The sequence below is a fragment of the Bremerella cremea genome (assembly GCF_003335505.1).
Lineage (GTDB): Bacteria > Planctomycetota > Planctomycetia > Pirellulales > Pirellulaceae > Bremerella > Bremerella cremea_A.
This window is the reverse complement of the sequence record NZ_QPEX01000011.1, coordinates 410,059-430,473: the sequence shown is the minus strand read 5'-3', so window position 1 is coordinate 430,473 and position 20,415 is coordinate 410,059. Positions and strand designations below refer to the sequence as shown.

The 20,415-nt window shown below is 55.6% G+C and carries 17 protein-coding genes; 8 read left to right on the top strand and 9 right to left on the bottom strand.

Annotation, left to right across the window (positions count from 1 at the left end):
- Positions 1-680: 680 nt before the first annotated feature.
- The gene (gene hemP / locus DTL42_RS08985; protein ID WP_114368364.1) at positions 681-881 is read left to right on the top strand and encodes a hemin uptake protein HemP; all 201 of its coding nucleotides are present in this window, start codon (positions 681-683) and stop codon (positions 879-881) included.
- Here the strand turns inward: hemP and DTL42_RS08980 are convergent.
- Together DTL42_RS08980 and DTL42_RS08975 are read right to left on the bottom strand one after the other, a co-directional pair.
- On the bottom strand, positions 865-2,553 hold the full coding sequence (locus DTL42_RS08980; protein WP_114368363.1) for a serine/threonine-protein kinase: 1,689 nt from the start codon (positions 2,551-2,553) through the stop codon (positions 865-867). The two genes, hemP and DTL42_RS08980, sit on opposite strands and share 17 nt — an antisense overlap.
- A 24-nt stretch (positions 2,554-2,577) precedes the next feature.
- Complete coding sequence (locus tag DTL42_RS08975) at positions 2,578-3,207, bottom strand: sigma-70 family RNA polymerase sigma factor (RefSeq protein WP_114368362.1); 630 nt, start codon at positions 3,205-3,207, stop codon at positions 2,578-2,580.
- A 245-nt stretch (positions 3,208-3,452) separates the two neighbouring features.
- Between DTL42_RS08975 and DTL42_RS08970 the strand changes: the two genes are divergently transcribed.
- The 4 genes from DTL42_RS08970 (at position 3,453) to DTL42_RS08955 (ending at position 9,189) form a co-directional block, all read left to right on the top strand.
- Positions 3,453-3,965, top strand: a complete 513-nt coding sequence (locus DTL42_RS08970; protein WP_114368361.1) for an RNA polymerase sigma factor — start codon at positions 3,453-3,455, stop codon at positions 3,963-3,965.
- Positions 3,966-4,002: 37 nt separating this feature from the next.
- Positions 4,003-6,921, top strand: a complete 2,919-nt coding sequence (locus DTL42_RS08965) for a hypothetical protein (protein ID WP_114368360.1) — start codon at positions 4,003-4,005, stop codon at positions 6,919-6,921.
- A 159-nt stretch (positions 6,922-7,080) separates the two neighbouring features.
- The gene (locus DTL42_RS08960) at positions 7,081-7,884 is read left to right on the top strand and encodes an undecaprenyl-diphosphate phosphatase (protein ID WP_114368359.1); all 804 of its coding nucleotides are present in this window, start codon (positions 7,081-7,083) and stop codon (positions 7,882-7,884) included.
- A gap of 87 nt (positions 7,885-7,971) precedes the next feature.
- Positions 7,972-9,189 (top strand): GspE/PulE family protein, encoded by a 1,218-nt coding sequence (locus DTL42_RS08955; protein WP_114368358.1) that lies wholly within the window; start codon positions 7,972-7,974, stop codon positions 9,187-9,189.
- Positions 9,190-9,252: 63 nt separating this feature from the next.
- Here the strand turns inward: DTL42_RS08955 and DTL42_RS08950 are convergent, their stop codons facing one another.
- Both DTL42_RS08950 and DTL42_RS26245 read right to left on the bottom strand, forming a co-directional pair.
- Positions 9,253-10,809, bottom strand: a complete 1,557-nt coding sequence (locus DTL42_RS08950; RefSeq protein ID WP_114368357.1) for a cation:dicarboxylate symporter family transporter — start codon at positions 10,807-10,809, stop codon at positions 9,253-9,255.
- 10 nt (positions 10,810-10,819) lie between these two features.
- Complete coding sequence (locus tag DTL42_RS26245; protein ID WP_158545291.1) at positions 10,820-10,966, bottom strand: hypothetical protein; 147 nt, start codon at positions 10,964-10,966, stop codon at positions 10,820-10,822.
- A 212-nt stretch (positions 10,967-11,178) separates the two neighbouring features.
- On the opposite strand from DTL42_RS26245, the gene DTL42_RS08945 reads away from it, so the two are divergent.
- The 3 genes from DTL42_RS08945 (at position 11,179) to DTL42_RS08935 (ending at position 14,300) form a co-directional block, all read left to right on the top strand.
- Entirely contained in the window at positions 11,179-11,430 is a 252-nt protein-coding gene (locus tag DTL42_RS08945) for a hypothetical protein (protein WP_114368356.1), read from the top strand.
- 458 nt (positions 11,431-11,888) lie between these two features.
- Positions 11,889-12,908, top strand: a complete 1,020-nt coding sequence (gap, locus tag DTL42_RS08940) for a type I glyceraldehyde-3-phosphate dehydrogenase (protein WP_114368355.1) — start codon at positions 11,889-11,891, stop codon at positions 12,906-12,908.
- 255 nt (positions 12,909-13,163) lie between these two features.
- Positions 13,164-14,300, top strand: a complete 1,137-nt coding sequence (locus DTL42_RS08935) for a sialidase family protein (RefSeq protein WP_114368354.1) — start codon at positions 13,164-13,166, stop codon at positions 14,298-14,300.
- A gap of 20 nt (positions 14,301-14,320) precedes the next feature.
- Here DTL42_RS08935 and DTL42_RS08930 read toward each other — a convergent pair whose 3' ends face one another.
- The 5 genes from DTL42_RS08930 to dgt form a co-directional block, all read right to left on the bottom strand.
- Complete coding sequence (locus DTL42_RS08930) at positions 14,321-15,238, bottom strand: DNA-methyltransferase (protein ID WP_114368353.1); 918 nt, start codon at positions 15,236-15,238, stop codon at positions 14,321-14,323.
- A gap of 15 nt (positions 15,239-15,253) precedes the next feature.
- Complete coding sequence (gene argS, locus DTL42_RS08925; RefSeq protein ID WP_114368352.1) at positions 15,254-17,224, bottom strand: arginine--tRNA ligase; 1,971 nt, start codon at positions 17,222-17,224, stop codon at positions 15,254-15,256.
- A 214-nt stretch (positions 17,225-17,438) separates the two neighbouring features.
- Positions 17,439-17,846 carry a ribosome silencing factor gene (gene rsfS / locus DTL42_RS08920; protein WP_114368351.1) on the bottom strand — a complete coding sequence of 136 codons (408 nt, stop codon included), beginning with the start codon at positions 17,844-17,846 and terminating at the stop codon, positions 17,439-17,441.
- 54 nt (positions 17,847-17,900) lie between these two features.
- Entirely contained in the window at positions 17,901-18,986 is a 1,086-nt protein-coding gene (locus DTL42_RS08915) for a PIN/TRAM domain-containing protein (protein WP_234824138.1), read from the bottom strand.
- Positions 18,987-19,134: 148 nt separating this feature from the next.
- Entirely contained in the window at positions 19,135-20,244 is a 1,110-nt protein-coding gene (dgt, locus tag DTL42_RS08910) for a dGTP triphosphohydrolase (protein ID WP_114368350.1), read from the bottom strand.
- Between the last annotated feature and the right edge of the window lie 171 nt (positions 20,245-20,415).

The following is a 20,415-nucleotide window of genomic DNA, read 5'->3' as shown; positions in this document are numbered from 1 at the left end:
CAGACGCTTTAGAAGGCAACGACTGGGAAGCGCCGGTCGAGAACGATTAACCACACAGAACGTTCCTTAATTGAATCACCCAGCTCAAAAAAACCGCAGGGGATCCTTCTGCGACAAAGGGTCCACCTGCGGCTTTCGCTGGAGAGACTCGTTGAGACCGCCTAAGGAAACAGGCGGTCGATGTATTAGGCGCTATCAGGACATCGCTGGGACCTGATGCGGGGTTTTATTCTTTTTTGCTCGTACGTTTCAGCTTCCACCGTGGCCAGCCATAGACATCAGCACGAGTGCCATGGCCAGTACAAGCACGAGACTGGCCTCAACTGGGTTTCGACTCGTAAGCCAGAACACTCGCTGAACCAGCTTTGCGGTCCCACGAAAGCCAAGCTCCCACCATAGGACCGCCATCGATCTGCTTTGTAGTAAAGAACGCATGCCAGACTTATCCCCTCTAGAGAAAAGATGCCACCCACAACGTTGGGTGATCTAAAGCTGGCTGGCAGTTCGCAGCTGGCAAGCTTGACGCCGATTCTGGCACAACCTCATGTTTTTTCACCCACAAGGTTGATACCGAGTATCAATATCGCTATAACCTAACAGAGCGTTAGCCAGTGTCAACGGACATCAGCGATTTTTTCCTCAGCTTCCCATCGAATCTGAAAGTATCGAGAAGTCCTCGTATGAATACCTCTCACGACCATCCTCAAGCCTCGACCACTTCGTCTCAGGCCCCTGTGGAGAGCTGTGCGGCACCGCTTCAGAAACGCACGATTGCTTCGGAAGACATCCTGGCAGGTGATAAAGAGATTTGGATCCAGCACGGTGATGCTATTTATCGCCTGTGCGAGACCAAGTCAGGCAAGCTCATTCTACAAAAGTAGATGGCGCGACAATTTTCGCCAGTTCGCTACGTGTGCGTAAACGCTGGCGATAGTATTGCAGCCCTGGGATAAAGAAACTCGCAGCGGCCACCACTCCAAAAATCATGTGCGCCGCTTGTGGCCACAGGGCCATCGGGATACTACAGAGAAACAACGCCAGTGCCTGGAAGTAGAACCAACCGGTCAGAATTCCCCCCTTCACCAAGAAGATCATCCCGCTAATGATCGCCAACAATGGCGAAAGCTCTAGCGGCTTGAGTCCCATCAGCCACTCAATCGGAAATAGGCACGCCACCCCGATCAGGCCAGCGCCCCACACGTGCGCGATTTGCCGTTCGACAAACGTCACCGGCCCCATTCTCCGCCGCATGTACCAGAAAAATGCGGCCCAAATGCCTGAGATCACCGTCCAGATCAAAATATAGTGCCAGCGCACGCCGTCGTTGTTCCATTCGAGATATTGCGTTACCAAACAGCAAATCAGCAACACCAAGCTGTGCCACATCCACAGCACGCCCCAGTTTTCGAGTACCTGAGCGTTGTGTGTTTCGCGGAACAAACGGGAGATCACCTGCAGAAACTGGCCGCTGCGTGCCGAGATCGCTTCGTCGTTCAGGTAGGCCTCGAAGTCGTCGCATAACGACTGGGCATCGCGATAACGCAGATCGATCGGTTTCTGCATGCACCGCAACGTGATCATCTCTAAATCGCGATCGACGCGTGGGTTCACTTGATGCGGAAACGGAGGGTCCTGCTCAAGCACTTTTAACAGCACCTGGACCGGGTTCTTCCCTTGAAAAGGTGGTTGTCCGGTTAGCATCGCGAAAAGAATCGTGCCCAAGCCATACACATCGCTGGCCGGCCCGACGGCGCCACGGTCGCCGCTGGCCTGTTCCGGGGCCATAAACGCTGGCGTTCCTAAGATGGCCCCGCTGCGGGTAATACTTTCGACATCGCCGGTAACCTGTTTGGCTAAACCAAAGTCGGTAACTACCGGCAAGCCTGATTTATCGATCAAAATGTTCGACGGCTTCAAATCGCGATGCAGAATTCCATGCTGGTGGGCTTCGTGAACGGCACTAGCAACGGTTCGCATCATTCGCGCCGCTTCCCGGGCTGGCATCGGGCCGCGCGCAAGACGCTCGGCCAGGGTTTCTCCTTCGATGTACTTCATGCTGAAGTAGTAGCGACCATCGCGATGCCCGACTTCGTAAACCGGCACAATCCCAGGATGGCTCAAACGGGCGGCCGACTCCGCCTCGGCGAGAAAGCGGCTGAGATCGTCCTCCGAGGCAAGCTGAGCCTTGAGGATCATCTTCACCGCAACGATGCGGTTCAAGCTAATCTGACGGGCCCTATATACCACCCCCATCCCGCCACGACCAATCTCCTCTATTAATTCATAGTCGCCAAACTTGAGGGGCAATTTCAACTGCGAGAGCTTTTCGGGCAGTTCTTCGTCGTGCGTACTTGGTTTGGTAACCGACAGGTTCAGCGCGACCGCGTCGGCCAGCATTACGGCTCCCCAAACTTCGCGTAGCTCGCTGGCCAAGTGAGGGTGCGCGGCGGCGACGACATCCAGGTCGACCGCTTCCCCTCGCTGGATACGGAAAGTCAAATCGTCGAGCAATTCGGCCAGTTGCTGGTCAAGCTGATCAGGGTCGAGAGGCATGCCGAACTTGTGCCCACAGAAGGTTTAGTCGTCGTGGGCCGTCGGGCCCAACAAAGAACGCAAGCGGCGAATGGCCCGCAGGTATCGCATGCTGGCCGCAGCCGGAGTGAGGTCGAGCGCCGCAGCAACGTCCTGATTCGAGAGCTGTTCGAAGTGTCGCATGATGACCACTTCGCGATCTTGATCTTCTAGTTCTTCAATGGCGGCCTGAAAGCGGATATGCAGTTCCTGCATGGTGGCCGCCGCCCCCGGCGTGGCGTTGTGGTCACACAGCTGCGCCGCCAGATCGACCGACGATTGGTCCATGTTGAAACCAACATTCAAGTTTTGCTCGCGATCGACACTTCGTTTGCCGCTCACACGATGCCGCCGGTGCGCATCGATAATGCGATCTTTCGCCATGTGCCGCAGCCACAAGTGAAACGGCATTTTGGGATTTTCCAGGTAATCGACTAAGCGTCGATTGGCGTCGACAAGCACTTCCTGGACAATATCGCTGGCATCGACTCGTTGTTGGATCCGACGGTCTAGGCGCATTTCGATCATTCGCCGTAACGAGTCGCGATGCCGCTGAAGGAGCGCATCGCGTGCAGAAGTGTCCCCATTCCGGGCACCATCGAGTAATTGCTGCGTTTTGTCGGTTTCAGGCCACATAAGAGTATATTATTCCGATTCAGAGGGGTGCTTAACAAGCCAATCCCGCGATTTACTAGGGTTCCTTTTCATCGTTACCCCATAAAACCGGTCAATCTGGTGTTAAATCGCACCCATTCTGTTAAAAAATCGATGCTTATACTGAATCGTTTTAGTCCACTACCTCGTCTATGTTTTCGTAAGGCCCCATTGTGGAGCATCCGCGTCGTGCCAGCAGCCCCCCCCCTTCAGCAGATGAAGGGAAAATGCTGGAGACCCATTTTTCGGGTCTTCACGGGGAACTATTGGGCACGCTGTACCATTTGCTCGGCAACATGGAGGATGCGCACGATGCCTTACAAGAGACCTTTATCAAATGTTGGCGCAACCGAGAGCAACTACCCGAAATTGAGAATGTGCGGGCATGGATCTTCCGTATCGCGGTGAATACCGGTCGCGATATGCGGATGACCGCCTGGCGGCGTAAGCGACAAGCATTGGGCGACGAAGAGCAATCTGTCCCCAGTGGAGAGGCTACGCCAGGTGACCACGCCCAAAGGTCGGAACAGATGGAACATTTACGGATTGCCGTATCGAAGCTCCGCGAAGAAGAACGGGAGGTATTCCTACTTCGTCAGAACGGAGACCTCACTTACGAGGCAATCGCCGAAGCGCTTTCCATCCCCCTGGGCACGGTCAAAACAAGGATGCGTATGGCCTTGGCTAACCTAAGACAACACCTAGCCCCCACCGAAAAGCCAGGAAAGAATCCTTTATAATTTCAGTACCCATCTTTTAGGCAGAACTGAACGAGCTATGGATAACCGCGAACAACTCCAGCAGCAGATGCTGGAACTGATCTACGGCTTACTCTCGGACCAAGAGTCCGCAGAGCTGGTCGAACGTATCAGTTCCGACGGGCAGCTGGCGCGGGAATATGCGGAGCTCAAAGAGCGAACCGAACTGCTCGCCGAAGTCACCAAGGCCACCTCTCCGCTTCCAAACTACGACCAATGGAAACGTAAAGCAGACGAGCACGATCAGCCAATGCCTAGCCGCACGGTGGGCACTCGTCCTTCGAGATCGCGGTGGGTCACACGTAGTTTGCAAGTGGTTTCGGGCCTGGCAGCTTGCCTTTTGATCGCGGCCTTGGCGTATCCCAAGCTGACTTGGAATTCGCAACAGCAGACCCTGGCCCTGCAACAGCAAAGCCAGAGTTTGGCGGACGATTATCTCTCGCTCTCGATCACCGGCCCTTCGCTGATGGCGACCGAGGTGCGAAACGAGTTCTTGGTTTCCGTCGAGAACGCAGCCAACCAGCCGGTCGACGCACAAGTCGAGTATTGGTTCAAGTCGCCTGCCAACGAAACCGTTTACTATGGTCTTACCGAAGCCAAGAACGGTCAGGTCGTTTGCCAGATTCCCGCCGACGAAGTCTCGAGCGCGGCCAAGTTAGAAGTCATTGCCAAGCGGGGCGATGTGGAAAGCACGCTGGGGCTTGCTGTCAAAGCCGCACCTCCCAAACCGGTCGCCATTCTGCAAACCGATCGAACGGCTGCTCAGCCAGGCGAAACAGTCAACTTTCGCGCCGTCGTTATCGATCCTCAGAATCAGCAAGATCGTTCGGCCAATGTCGACTTCCTCTGGTCGATGCAAAATAACCCGACATTGAATCGAATTGCCAGCGCCGAGCGTTCAACTTTGAAAGGGGTCGCCCAGGGACAAATGACGATCCCGGCGACCGAACCACCGGAAAACCTCGAACTAACGATCGAAAGCGTCGAGCTACAAAACAACTTATTCCAACGCGAAGTGCCGGTGATCTCCAATCGCCCCTTAGCGGCGGCTTATGCGGCGCCCAAAAAGGCATACGCCTACGATACGAAAAAAACGCGGTTTGCTGCGAAACCGGAAGGTGGCAATCTGGTTGCTGGGGTCGAGAACCAATTGTATTACTCGAACCAGGTTGCAGTTCCTGGCGATACACCTGCCCGAACCCAGATTCGCTCGGCGGACGATCAAGCTCAAGTTCCCTCGAAACAGCAGCAAGAGAAAGAAACCGCGTTCGGGGTCTTCAACTTCGTTCCTCAATCGGCAGAAGAGTATACCGTTGAAGTGCTGGAAGAACCGAAGCAAGCAGACTTGCAGCAATCGTTCGTCGCACAGAAGTTGCCAGCTACGCTAAGAATCAACAACGGGGTCGCCCCGGCGAACGAGCCGCTGGAAATCGACGTTCGCGTGGCCATTCCGAACACCACGATGGCCCTGATTGCCGGAGACGACTATGCGACCATTGGCCACAACGTGTGGGACGTCGGTGTGAATGCGCCGATCACGCAACCCGTCAAGCTGAACTTGCCAACGGAAGCTACCGGCGCCCAGCGTGTGCGGCTTTACAGCCTTCAGTTCGACGAAACCGGCAACTCCCAACAAATGCCAGAACTAATTGCCGAGCGGATTGTCTATCGCATCCCAGTGCAACGGTACAAACTCGACGTGCAGGGCTTACCTTCCCAAGCTTCCCCCGGCGAACAGCTTAGCCTGCAGGTTGCCGTCAAGGACGAATACAACCATCCAGCCCAAGCCACGCTGGGCGTGCAAATGGAACGCCTCCCTGCGGAAGCCCCAGCCACGCAGTTACCGTTGGGACTGGAAGGAGAATTCCTACTAAACCAACGAGTGGCTCTTCCCTCGACCGCCAACAATTTGCCGGAAGACGTGCGCCAATTGGAACAAGACCGTGACTACTTCGACCAAGTTCTAGTGCTGTCCGATTGGAAAAACGAAACCGCCGCGCCTACCGGCGGGCAATTGATGGCCATGTCTCGCGACAATTTGGCCATGGAATCGGTCGAAACAAACGAGCCTCCGGTTGTGCGTCGCACCAATCGGAAATCGATTCAATCGAAGTACCAACAAGCGCTCGCCGTTATCCATCAGCAGTGGCAAGCCCGCCTGGACGATGTTCATACGACCTCGCGTTGGATGCTGGTCGGTGGGGCTGGAATTCTCGCGGTTGGCTTGATCGGCTTGGCGGTGGTTCAAGGTCGCCGCAAAATGGCCGTTTGGCTTCCAGGTCTGGTGGTTGCGTTCGGATCGATCTTGTGGGGGCTGTTCTCGGCCAGCCTCTCTTTCGATTCCCTTGCCCCTTCTGCTTCTAGTTCACCCCAAATGGTTGCTGTCAGCGAAGAAGCCAAAAGCCAACAAACCGAATTAGCCGCTGGCCGCTCGGCAGTTGCAGATACCCTGCCATCGTCCGATGACGCTGCTTTGCGGGATCGCCAATGGACTGAAAGTAACGCCGACGCTCCGCCCCCTCAGCCTCAACTACGGAGTGCTGGCCCTACCTCCGAAATCATGAACCTCGAGCGTTCGCTGGGGGGAGCTGCTCGATCAAGAAACGCGAATCCTGCTCCATTTGAAGCAGCAGACCGGTACAGTGGAATGGAGAACCAATCAGCCGCAGGTTCCCCAGCCCCAAAATCCATGGCCGCTACCATTAGCCCCCTGGAAGCCCAGCCCAAGCAAACAGCGCCACAATCCGTTCTGTGGCAACCACGCTTAACAACCAATGCCAACGGCGAAGTCAATCTTCCGGTAACACTGCCTGCCACGCCTGGCCGTTACCGTTTGGTGATCGATGCCCATGGTTCTGGCCGGTTAGGAACCTTGGTACGATACATTGAAGTCGGCTCGCCCCCAGTGTCTGAGCCCGCCTCCCCAGCAAACGACTAGCTGTCGAAAAGCGGCCTGCTGCTGGTTCTAACGATTCTTACGGCATTAACCCCAGCTTCCCTGAATCGTGGTAACATTTCCGCTTCGTGATTCACACCTCGCCCTTGGGCACGGCGGAAAATAAAGTATCGCTTTGCTCTCGATTTGGGAAATTGCTCCGTGGACGTACCAGCCTGGCAGATCATCTTGCTTGCCGTCGTGCAAGGAATTGCCGAGTTCCTGCCGATCAGTTCTTCCGGCCACCTTGTCGTGCTGGCTACGCTTTTGGGTGCCGACCCTGAAAAGTTCGACATGATCGAGCTGAACATCGTGCTGCATGCCGGAACGTTAGGCTCGATTTTGGTTGTCTACCGCAAACAGCTGTACGAGGCGTTTACCAAAGATTGGCGGCTTTTAGTCTTGCTTGGCTTGGCCACGGTTCCGGCAGTCATTGCGGCAGTCTTACTCAAAGCAACCGACGCCGACGCGATCCTGGAATCGCCCAAGGTGGCTGGCGTATGCCTCTTAATTACCGGAGCAATCCTGCTGCTCTCGCAGAAATTAAGCCAAACGGAAGAGTCGTACGCGGAAACCACGTGGTGGCAAGCTTGGTGGATCGGCTGTGCCCAGGCCCTTGCGATTTTGCCCGGTATCTCCCGCAGTGGTTCGACCATTTGCAGCGGTCAGGCACTGGGGCTTTCCCGTGAAGGGGCCGCAACCTTTTCGTTTTTGATGGCGGTTCCGGCGATCCTCGGAGCCATCACCCTGGAAACCGCGAAGAAGCTAGGGGACGCCGGCGAATCGGAAAGCGGGATACCGACATGGCTGCTTCTTCTGGGGGCACTCGTCAGCTTTGCGGTCGGCTGGGCCTCGCTGGTTTTGCTTTTGAAAATGGTCCAACGCGGTCGTCTGCACTGGTTCGCGTGGTGGTGCTTTGCGGTCGGCTTGTTTGTGATCGTCTGGCAGATGAGGATAGGGAGCTAGGAACTTGCCTCGTGCCTCTCGGTTCGGAAAATGAATCGAGAGGAAGCATGCGAACGAACCGATCAATCCCCACAATAGCCCGCTTTCATGCAACTGCCTGAACTTCACCAGCGTCTGCTGGCACATAACCCGGCCACGGAAACTTACGCCGAGAAGGTTGTCGATACACTGCTTGCTGGGGCATTGGCCCTGCAAGCGAGCGATGTTCATCTGCAACCGACATCCGAGGGCATTCTGGTCAAAGTTCGGATTGATGGCGTGCTACAACTGCTGGGCAAGCTTCCCCACGGCGAGAAAACCGACATCGCTGCCCGACTGAAGATCATGGCCGGGCTGCTGACCTACCGGGCCGATATTCCCCAGGAAGGTCGCGTGGGAGAAATGTCACAGGGACAAGAGATACGTGTGAGCACGTTTCCGGCACTGCATGGCGAGCGGGTCGTTATTCGAATTTTGTGGCAACAAGTCGAGCTCCAACAACTTGGCGACTTGCAGCTTCCCCCTGCCATTGCCGCAGACCTGACCGCACTACTTTGCGAGTCATCAGGCATGATCCTAATTGCCGGGCCAGCAGGTAGCGGCAAGTCGACCACTGCCTATGCTTGCTTGCGGCATATCAATGCCCAGGATGAAGGCGCCCGTAGTGTCGTGACCCTGGAAGACCCGATCGAATCAGAGATTACTGGCATCTCGCAAAGCAACATCCGCCCCAACGCTGGGTTTGATTTCGCAACCGGCCTGCGTAGCCTCATGCGGCAAGACCCCGAGGTGATCCTGGTTGGCGAGATCCGCGATCCGGAAACAGCCGAAACCGCAATGCAGGCCAGCCTGACCGGGCAGTTGGTGCTTAGCACATTTCATAGCGGCAGTGCGGCCGAAGGAGTGCGGCGGCTGATCGATATGGGGATTCCTCCCTACATGATTCAAAGCGGCCTGCTGGGTGTGCTCCATCAACGCTTGGTGCGAAAGCTTTGTCACTGTGCGAGCCCATGCGATGACGACAACCGCTTCGGTTTTTCTATCGCGGGAATGAAGCAGCCGCGCGGTTGTCCCGATTGCCGTGGCACTGGCTACGTGGGGCGTACTCTTCTGGCAGAATGGTTGGTGCCGCACCAACATCGCCTGGCCAAGCTGGCCTTGGAATCGGCCACCTCCGCTGACATCGAAAGCTGGGCCGTCCGAGCCGGAATGCTTACCCGTTGGCCGCAAGCCGAACAGCTACTCGCCTCTGGCATTACCAGCCCTGCCGAAATCCGCCGAGTCCTCGGCTTCCGCGACGATCCTGCCCAGCGAGAAGGTGAATGACACCGTTCACCAAACCACGGGTGCTCTCTGCTCACCTTCTTGCTGAAGACCGAACACTTCTAACTATTCCACGGCCGTCGCCTGTTTCTGGACGACCATCGTATCGATGATCCCTGCCCCGCAGGCATCGCCGTAGACATTGACCGTCGTGCGCAATCGGTCGAGGAACCAGTCGATGGCCAGGATGGTGCCGATACCGGTCATTGGCAAGCCAACCGCTTGCAAGACGATTACCATGGTCACGAGACCAGCCTCAGGGATGCCGGCTGCCCCAACTGCCGCTAACGATGCCGTCAAGAAGATAATCACCAGGTCGGCCATATCGAGATCGATACCCAATGTCTGGGCGATAAAGATCACGGCGACCGCTTCGTAAAGGGCGGTTCCATCCATGTTGATGGTCGCCCCCAGCGGCAGCACGAACGATGCGGCGCGGTTCGAGACACCGTTGTTCTCTTCGACACATTCCATCGTCACCGGCAAAGTCGCGGCACTGCTGGCCGTGCTGACCGATGTAAGCAGTGCCCGCAGCAGGTTAAAGGTGTAAACAAACGGATTGCGTTTCCCTAGCGTCCAGAGCAGCGTGCCCAGCACGACTGCGTGAATTGTCAAACCAATCACAACGGTCGCCACGTACCAGCCAATCGCATGCAACTGTTCGAGGAATCCGGCACCTCCCCCGTTCTTGGCGATGTTGGCGGAAACCAACCCAAAGATACCGACCGGTGCAAACAGCATCACCAAGTGAACCATCTTCATGACCGCCTGATTACACACATTGAAGAAGCGGATCACGAGCATCCCTTCTTCTCCGAGGGTGGTCAACGCCCCACCAAATACGATGGCAAACACAATCAGCGCTAGCACGTTGGTATTGGTCGCCGCTTCAAACAAGTTCGAGGGAAACATGCCGCTGCCAGGGTCTCCTTGGCGGCCACGGAACACATCCAAAAAGACCTCGAGCGTGGTCTGCCCTTCCTTCGCGTCAACCGTATCGGTTCGATAAGCGAACGTATCGTCTGCCGAGACGCCTGGCTGAATGATCACCACCAGCACAATTCCAATGAAGACGGCAATCGCCCCGGTGCTGAAGTAATAGATAATGGTCGAAAGCCCGACTCGCCCCATCTTGCGGATGTCCCCCAGCGAGGTAATCCCGCTGATCATGCTGGTCACCACCAATGGAATCACTAACAGCTTGAGGACTTGCAGGAAGAGATCGCCGCAGAACTCGCAGAAGATCCACACCGACTGCGCCACACCATACTTGCCAGCAGCTTTATCGGCTTCGACAACTTGAACCTCTTGCTTCAAAGCAGCGAGCCGATTCTCGATGGTGGGAATATGCCCTTCAAGCCGACCAGCTTCCCGATTGAGTCGCTGCTGTTGCTGGGGATCGGTTGCCTCCTCGGCTGCTTGCCGATACTTGGCGGCGTCCTTTTCCTTTTGCTTGATCGTGGCTTCCAGGCGAGTGACTTGCTTCTCTGGCCCATTCGAGGCCAGCCACATCGTCTTGCCGTAAAACAAGCCCAGCATCACCCCGAGAAAAATGCCCAATAGAATAAGAATCAGGCCTCGCACGCTGCTATCGTGCTGAGCGGGTTGGTCGTTTTCGGTCATCAGGTTCCTCCTAGGTGGCCGCATCTAGCGCGTTTTTCTGGTAGCGGTAGCGTGTCCAGCATTGCCGCAACCATCCTTGGCAACTGCCGATACCGGAGAACTGCTCTTCGCCGAGTGTGCCTAGGATAACCGACCAGAAGTGGTAAAACCCAGCCATTTACCACGCAAAATATCGAGAAATCGCGCTCATTGTGGAGCTTTACAACAAGCTTCTTCTTTTTCGCGAACCTAAGTTTGTGTAGCCGCAAACCAATTTCTGTGCATATAATTACCCTAGAACCCCACTAAAGTGGATTAAAACTCCACAAGTGACAAAAATCGCATTCCTCGGATAGGAATGGTCACGCCTGGCCAAGGAGACAAATCGCGATGAAATTAGTTACTTTGCTAAGCTCTATCATCGTTCTGTGGTGCCTGCTCGGAGCGATTGTGCTTGGCCCTGGCATCTTGGTTTACCCTGCCACTTGGTGCGCCGTGGCAGGCGTTATGTACGGAATTCACAAGTTCTTAGGGCTGGGGAAAGCCCCACTGGCAACCGAGGGCAACTCTCGCTCCGACTCAGACGACCACCACTCGTCGAGTGATCTCCCCTCGAGTTCCCCCACGGCAATCGCCCGCTAAGGAAACGCCCAATTCCACCGCCAGCCCTCAAGACCAGGCCAGAACTCGCGTCGAGGGCCTTCCGCGTGGAATGAATTTTTCAAGAAGACGTCTTCTTAAATCGCTCCACGGAACTTAACCACCCCCTAACGCACGCATATAGGGACATTATCGCCCCTACGAATCAAGCTCTGGGACTTCGTCTTGCTATCCCTTACGCCGCTTGTGCATCAAATTAAGGGGCCGTATAATCGCCTTCTCTAGGAAAGCAACCCAAGCATCGTCAAATTCGCTTGGCGCTAACCTTGCAGCTCTGGGCACGGATGTCTTGCCTGCCAGGACACGCCCTGTGTGGCGTGCTAGTGTTGCCGAGAAAATGCCCCGCTTGGCATGTCCCCCTTGTGGGACAGAAATAAAACGAATCACTGCGACGAGACGATCGTCGCTCAACGCATTACCCCCTCAGGAGAATACGTACCGTGGCAGTAAAGGTTGCAATCAACGGTTTTGGACGCATCGGTCGACTCACCTTCCGCAACATGATTTCTCGCCCTGAGGAGTTCGAAGTTGTCGCGATTAACGACCTGACCGACAACGAAATGCTGGCAACGCTGTTGAAGTACGACAGCACCCACCGCCGCTTCCCAGGCACCGTCGAATTCGACAGCGAAGGCCTGACGGTTAACGGCAAGAAGATCAAAGTTCTCGAAGAACGTAACCCAGCCAACTTGCCATGGGGCGATCTGGGTGTAGATGTTGTGATCGAAAGCACCGGCGTTTTCACCGGTAAAAAGACCGACTCGAAGCCAGGTTACGATTCGCACCTCGACGCTGGTGCTCGCAAGGTTGTCCTGTCCGCTCCGGCCAAGGACGCTCCTGACCTGACCTGCGTGCTGGGCGTGAACGACGATCAACTGACCGCCGAGATGACCACCGTCTCGAACGCCAGTTGCACGACCAACTGCCTGGCTCCGGTTGCCAAGGTGCTTAACGACACCTTCGGTATCGAAAACGGCTTGATGACCACCATCCACGCCTACACTAACGATCAGAACGTGCTGGACCTGCCGCACAAAGATCCTTACCGTGCTCGTGCTGCCGCTCAGAACATCATCCCCACTTCGACCGGTGCTGCTAAGGCAGTGGCTTTGGCCATTCCGGAACTGAAGGGCAAACTGACCGGTATCGCCATGCGAGTCCCTGTCCCAACCGGTAGCGTTGTCGACCTGACCGCGAACCTGTCCAAGGAAGCGACCGTCGAAGAAATCAACGCCGCCGTCAAGGCAGCCGCTGAAGGCCCGATGAAGGGTATTTTGGCTTACACCGAAGACCCAATCGTTTCGTCCGACATCATCGGCGACCCACACAGCTCGATCTTCGCTGCTCCGTTCACCGCGGTCATCAGCGGCAAGCTGGTTAAGGTCGTTTCGTGGTACGACAACGAAGCTGGCTACTCGGCTCGTACGGCTGACTTGGTCAAGAAGCTGGGCACCCTCTAATCGCCCTGGCCTCGGCCAACTTCAATTAACGAAAAACCCTCGGATACAAACCACGTGTCCGAGGGTTTTTTCGTGCGCGAGCCCTTTTTGAGCTAAGATTTTTGGCGGGAAATGAAAGAAGCCCATTTCCTCCGGTCGATTCACTTTGACACAGGTGGCCGAATGTTGGAATATTGAAAGGATTACGGCGTTAACCAGACGACCTCTCCCTTCCTAGTTCGAGCCCCCAGCTCCTGACGACTGACATAGATCGCCATGAACCTGAAGCCAATCATCGGTAGCTTGCTCGCCCTTTTTGTTGGCCTGCTTGCTCTTTCCCCTGCCTGCGTGGCCGCCGACACTGTTGCAGTGTCGCTTCCTAAGGTAATTGGCCACGACACCCCTGCTTTTGTGGCGTCGGAAGAGATTTTTCCAGTCGATCAGCGTCCGACCAACAACAGCCACGCCTCGACCATTGTCGAGACCCCAGAGGGGCTGGTTGCGGCTTGGTTCGGCGGCACGCACGAAAACAACCCTGACGTCGGAATCTGGATCTCACGCAACACCGGCAACGGCTGGACCACGCCTATCGAAGTTGCTCATGGCGAGGAATCGCAAGGCGTTCGCTACCCAACCTGGAACCCGGTCCTCTTTCAACCCAAAGAAGGGCCGCTGATGCTGTTCTATAAGGTCGGCCCCAGCCCGAGCCGCTGGTGGGGCATGTTAATGACTTCAACCGATAACGGAGTGACCTGGAGTGACCCTAAACGCCTGGGCGAAAATGATGCGATCGGTCATTTGATTGGCCCGGTGAAGAATAAACCGATTCAACTGGCAGACGGAACCATCGTCTGTCCTTCCAGCACCGAACACAAAGGCTGGCGGGTTCACTTCGAGATATCCAAAGACCAAGGTCAAACCTGGGAAGTGATCGGCCCCATCAACGACGCCAAGCTCTTCAACGCCATCCAGCCCAGCATCTTGACCTATGCTGATGGCAAAATGCAGATCGTCTGCCGCACGCGCGAAAGCGTCGTCGCTTCGGCTTGGTCGGAGGATGGTGGCCAGACCTGGAGCGTGCTAAGTGCCACCGAACTTCCCAATCCGAACTCTGGGACCGATGCCGTCACCTTGAAAGACGGCACACAGCTTCTCGTTTACAACCACACCATCAAACAGTCAGAGTTCCCCGCTGGTCGCAACATGCTGAATGTGGCCCTCTCAGCCGATGGTCAATCCTGGCACCCGGTGCTAACTCTGGAACGACAGCCGGGCGAATACTCGTATCCGGCGGTCATTCAAACCTCGGATGGGAAGGTACATATTACCTACACCTACCGCCGCGAGACCATCAAGCACGTGGTTCTCGATCCATCGCGGCTGAAGATCCCCACGGCAACGCCGGCGAAGTAAAAACGCCCGGCGCTGTCCACTTATCGCTTGATCCCAGGCAAATCCTGTTGTCCGCGTTTCGCTTCCGCCAAACGGCCGCGTGCCATTTCGACGTACCTGGCCGATTGATCGACACCCAAGTAGCTGCGACCTAGCCGCTGCGCCACCACCGCCGTCGTACCACTCCCCAGAAACGGATCAAGCACCACACCATCTTCCGGGCAAGTCGCGTTGATACAGGTTTCGACCAGCGTTTCGGGGAAGACCGCAAAGTGGGCATTGCGAAACTTCGAGAGGGGCACGGACCAGACGGTTCGCTTATTACGCCCCTTGGGATGAAAAGCTTGATCCCACCTTGCATCATGCAGGTTGCTGTTACCGCCGTTCTTGCCAGCCTCAGGCGTGCTGCCGCGACGGTGAAAATGATTGCGGCCCCCCTTCATCTTGCTGTTCTCGCTGAAGGTGACGTGCGGCTCGCGGATGGCATCGGCGTCGTAGAAATACTGGTTGTTTTTTACCAGCAGAAAGATGTACTCGTGATCAGTCGTCGGACGGGTTTTCACGCTACTGGGCATCGCGTTCGGCTTGTGCCAAATCACGTCGCTCCGCAGTTTCCAACCATCGGCCCGTAGCGCGAGAGCCACTTGCCACGGCAACCCCAGCAGTTCGCCATCGAGGTACTTATCTCCCAATACCAACCACAAGGCGCCGCTCTCCTTCAGCGTGCGGCGAACCTCGCGGAAGACATCGACGAGGCTGGCGACGTACTCCTCAGGCTTCTTCTCTTGCCCGATCTGGTCGTCGCCGTCGTAATTGCGCTGCTGAAAGTAAGGGGGACTGGTCACCACACAATCGACGACCTCGTCAGGGAACGTCGCCAAGACACTTCGCGCGTGACCGTGAAAAACGGTGTTCAGCTGAAAGCTTGGCGAAGCTTTGCTTGCGACCTTCCTTGGCATGTCGTTCCCCGGTGGTTACATCTTTTCGACCGTCTGAATACCCAACAAACCCAGGCCCTGTTGTATCACCCGAGCCGTCAGATCGCAAAGCAAGAGGCGGCTATTCTTCTGCTCTTCTGTTTCGGCCTTCAGCACTGGGCAGTTTTCAAAGAAACCGCTGTACGACTTGGCCAGCTGGTCGAATAAGTAGTTGGTCAGGTAGTTCGGGCGATAGTCGACCAACACATCGTCCAGCGCTTCCGAGAATCGCAAGATCGCCAAAGCCAGTTGCCGTTCGGCCGGATGCCCCAGTACGATCTTCGCGCCGCTGGTTCGCAGAGCGTCGATATCGACTTCCCCTTTGCGGAAAATGCTTTGCACGCGGGCATAAGCGTACTGCATGTAAGTCGACGTATTGCCGTTGAGCGCCAGCATCTTATCGTAGCTGAACTTGTAGTCCGATTCACGGTTCTGCGACAAGTCGCCATACTTCAGCGCCGCGATCCCTACCGTTTCAGCAACCGCTTTCTGCTGCGATTCTTCCAGGGCATCGCCTCCTGCGGCACCCGCATCTTGCACAATTTTATAGGCCCGCGACACTGCTTCATCGAGCAAACCCTCCAAGCCCACCGTATCGCCCGAACGCGTTTTGAACGGTTTGCCGTCGTCACCCATCACCGTGCCAAAGCTGACATGCTTTAGTTCGATATCGGTGTAACCCCAGAGCCGGGTCGCTGCGAACAACTTGTCGAAGTGATCTCCCTGGCGGAAGTCGACCACGTACAAAATGGCGTCCGGCTTCCAGGTTTCCATTCGGTAGGCGATCGTCGCCAGGTCGGTCGTTGAATAGAGGAACGCGCCGTCTCGCTTGCGGATGATCATCGGGGCCTTGAAGCCTTCGAGGAAGACGCACGTTGCCCCCTCGGATTCTTTCGCCAGGCCACGCTTCTCGAAGTCTTCGACCACAGCGGCCAGACGATCGTGATAGAAGCTTTCCCCCAGTTGATGATCGAACGTGACGTTCAACCGCTCGTAAACCCGTTTGATTTCGTCTTCGCAGAACGGAAGGAACTCTTTCCAAAGGGCGAGATTTTCTTCATCGCCAGCGTGCAGCTTGGCGGTTTCCTGCAGGACGGCGGTGCTGATGTTGGCATGCTCGGCGGCAAGCTTGGCCAGTTGCGGCGAATCGTCGGTCTTGGCGACTTTCTCTTTGGTCGCTTCGATCTCTTCGTTCAATTCTTTGATTTGCGATTGCAGCCGGCCAACTTCCTTCTTCTGCTTCTTGGCTTCTGCTTTGTCGCTTGTTTCCGGGGCGTTCTTGGCAGTTTCATACTCTGCGGTTCGTTCGGCCAGCTTTTCAATTAACTTCGGCAACGCGTTCTTCGCATCGAAGTAATCCATCAAGCTCCGCACAACACGATAGATCCGCGAAAGCTCTGGCACCGGTGCTGCTTTGTAAGCGTCTTGATCGACGAAGTTCTTATAGCCATAGATGATCATCCCGAACTGGGTTCCCCAGTCTCCCAGGTGATTGTCACTGATCGCGTTGTGCCCCATGAATTTCAGCGTGCGACAAAGGGAATCGCCGATCACCGTGCTACGGATGTGCCCCACGTGCATCGGCTTGGCGACGTTCGGCGAGGAATAGTCGACAATGTACGTCTTTGACTCGGCCGCCTTCTCGACACCCACCCGTGTATCGGCCTGGGCGGCGGATAGCTGCATCTGCAGCCAATCGTCGCGAAGCTTCAAGTTAATGAAGCCAGGCCCGGCCACCTCTGGCGGTTCGCACAGATCTTCTAAGCTGGTCGCAGCCACGATCTCGGTTGCCAGATCACGTGGATTCTTGCCCACCTTCTTGGCCAAGCCCATCGCAAAGTTGGCCTGATAGTCGCCGAACTTAGGGTCGCCAGCAGGGCGGATCATTTCCAATAAAGGAGCGACATCAGCGGACATCGATTCCAAAACAGGCTGAAACCGGGCCTTAAGCAGGGCAAGAATGTTCATGGAATGACTTCAACGCAAAACGGTCAACTAGAGAGAAAACTTGCCGACGAAGACCACCGGCGACAAACTCATTTCGGACAGATAGACACCGCATCTGTCCGAATGAATACGTCGATTATCGCGAAATAACGCAACGCGGGTACCGCAGAGCCTGCTGGGCGGACCGAGAAAACGGCAACCAATCGTAGAAAAACAGCGCAGCCCAGCGGCTCGATTACTCTGAGCCACGCAAAATGCCGGTCAGATCAACCTTCTTGGCATCGGCCCATAGTTGTTCTAACTGGAAGTACTCGCGGGTTTCCTCGTCGAACAGATGGACGACGACCGTGCCGTAATCGAGCAAGATCCAGCGGCTTTCGTCGTACCCTTCGCGTCCCATGCGGCGATCGCCCAGCTCTTTTTCGAGCTTGTCGTCGATTTCTTCGCTCATTGCGTGCAATTGCCGACGGCTACCGCCGGTGCCGATAACGAAGTAATCGAAGATCGGCGTCAGATGACGCATATCCAGGATGCAGATATCGCGTCCTTTGTTGTCTTCGATCACCTGGGCTGCGGCGGTTGCCAGTTCGAGGCTGCGACGATCTTCGCCAGCGTTGTTTTCAGATGTGTCGGAATCAGTCACAAATAAACTTCAAGAAACAAAGGATGTAGGAATAAAATCGGCTGCGATAGTCGCTTAAGCCGATGAGCCGGCATGCGACTTATGACCGCCACCGGAAACGCCACCCTGGCTCCCTTCAACCGCTTCGTAGCGGCCAAAGATCATACGGCCAGCGCTGGTTTGCAGCACACTGGTCACCAAGATGCGAACCTGGCTGTTGATGTGGTCGCGTCCCCCTTCGACAACAATCATCGTGCCGTCGTCCAGGTAACCAACGCCTTGGCTGTCTTCTTCTCCCTTTTTGACAATCCGAACCGAAAGATGTTCGCCTGGCAAAAAGACGGGCTTCAACGCATTGGCGATTTCGTTCAGGTTGATCACGTCCACGTTGTGTAGCTTGGCCACTTTATTCAAGTTGTAGTCGCCGGTGACAATCTTGCCTTCCAGCAGCTTGGCCAGCAGCACCAGCTTCATATCGACCGGCTGGCCTTCCATGTCTGGCGTCTCGCGATCGTGGATCTTCAAATCAACCCGGTCGTTATTCCGCAGCCGGTTCAAAATATCGAGCCCACGTCGGCCTCGGCTGCGTTTCAGCTTATCGCTACTGTCGGCAATGCCTTGCAGTTCAGCCAACACAAAGCGGGGCATGATCAGCACGTTATCAAAGAAACCGGTTTCCACGACATCGGCAATCCGGCCGTCGATCACGATACTGGTATCCAGCACGTACGGCTTGGGGCCTTTCACTTCCTTCGCGAATTCCACGTAAGGAATAATGAAGCGGAAGTCGTCTTTGGTTTGCAGAACGAGACTGATACACGCATAGCAAAACACCATCCCAACCACCAGTTGCAATGCCCGGTGAGCCGTTACTGCGTTGTAGTTGTCGGCGGGAAACCAGACTTGGGTAATCAAGCCTAAGACGTAGGTGAGCGAGAGCCCAACTAACAATCCAAAGTAAACCCCGGAGATGGTATCGTAGCGTTTTTGCTTAACGCCTACGTCGACACCAATTACCGTGAGGGCAAGCACCATGATCCCGAGAAAGGCCCAGAGGGGCTCATCCTTCAAGACACTTTGAAATGCGTCGACCTTGATCAGGGTAATCCCGACACCAGCGGCGACCAGCATAAATACAAATCGTAAGACAATCAGCGCCATGTAGACCCTGCAGTATAGATCCGCGACCTACAAGAAGGAGTAGTTGCACACCCCGCGCAGATATGCGAACTCCCTAAAGTACAAACCTGTTTCTGTGTTCCAAGTTAGGTATTCTACCCTGCAAAACGAGGGAAAGCATCCCCATTGGTCAGCGAAAATGGGCTTCATATTCACGTTGACAATAAGAATCGGTCATCGTGGCAATGTAATAGCCAACCGTGCGGGGCAGCCCCCAAACGTCGACCCACTCGCTTAACTTCCCCCGAATCAACTCTGGTTTGCGTAAATACCCCTCGTACATCTGTCGCAGTTGGTCTTGCCCCCGTCTTCGGAACTCGACGATATCGGGGTGGCGGTACACGTGGTGAAACAGAAATTGCTCTAACTGCGTCTTACGCGCACGCAAGTCATCACTCACGGTGATAATAGGGTCACATAACTCTGCCTCTTCTGGAGACCCTGGCGACCACTTCGCGAGGCGGTCCATGGCGGTTTCCAGCACATCGGTCACCTGGAAATCGATTAGCTGACGAACAACTAGCTTCCTAAGCCGTCGTCCCGTTTGCTCGCCAAAACGCTGATAAACCCGCTCGGTGCTTTGTGCAAACAGCGGAATTTGCATCAGTTCTTCAAAGCTGACCAGCCCCAACTTCCAGGCATCATCGGTATCGTGGGCGTCGTAGGTGATACTGTCGACCGTTTCGACCGTTTGGGCCTCCAGCAGAGGCCGCAGGAAGGTCATCTGCCGCTTATCAACCCGCGTATGCTGGCCTTCCAGCACTTCATAGGTCAGATTTAAACCTTCATAGTAAGGGCTACGAACTTCCAAGTTCTTCACCAGCACCAACCCAAACGCGTTGTGCGAAAAGCCTCCACAATCGACCATGCACTCTTTCAGCACGTCTTCTCCGGAATGCCCAAACGGCGGGTGGCCGATATCGTGCAGGTGCCCCAGGGCCTCGATTAGCTCCTCGTTGAGGCCCAGCGTCCGGCCAATCGTTCGGGCAATCGTTACTACTTCGATGGTGTGCGTCAGCCGAGTGCGGTGGTAATCGCTAACGTTCATGAAAACCTGGGTCTTGTCGGCCAGGCGGCGGAAAGCACTGCTATGAATGATGCGGTCTCGGTCTCGCTGAAACGGCGATCGGTACGCATGCTCCGATTCTTCGAACTCGCGTCCCCGCGAATGCTTACTGCGCAAAGCATACGGAGCCAGAAGTCGTTCTTCTCGCTCGTTGTAATGCATGAAACTGTGCATGGTTCCTTCCGCTACTTCCCTTCATGCCCAATCGGTCGAGCACGACATCCAATTCGGTAATTGAATGAAGATCTACTTGCCGCGTTTGTCTTGACAGTTCTGTTAACTGCCTCAAGCCTGCGATGTAACCTGTTAGCTGATCGTCACTTGACGCAGGACCGTCTCAGACTT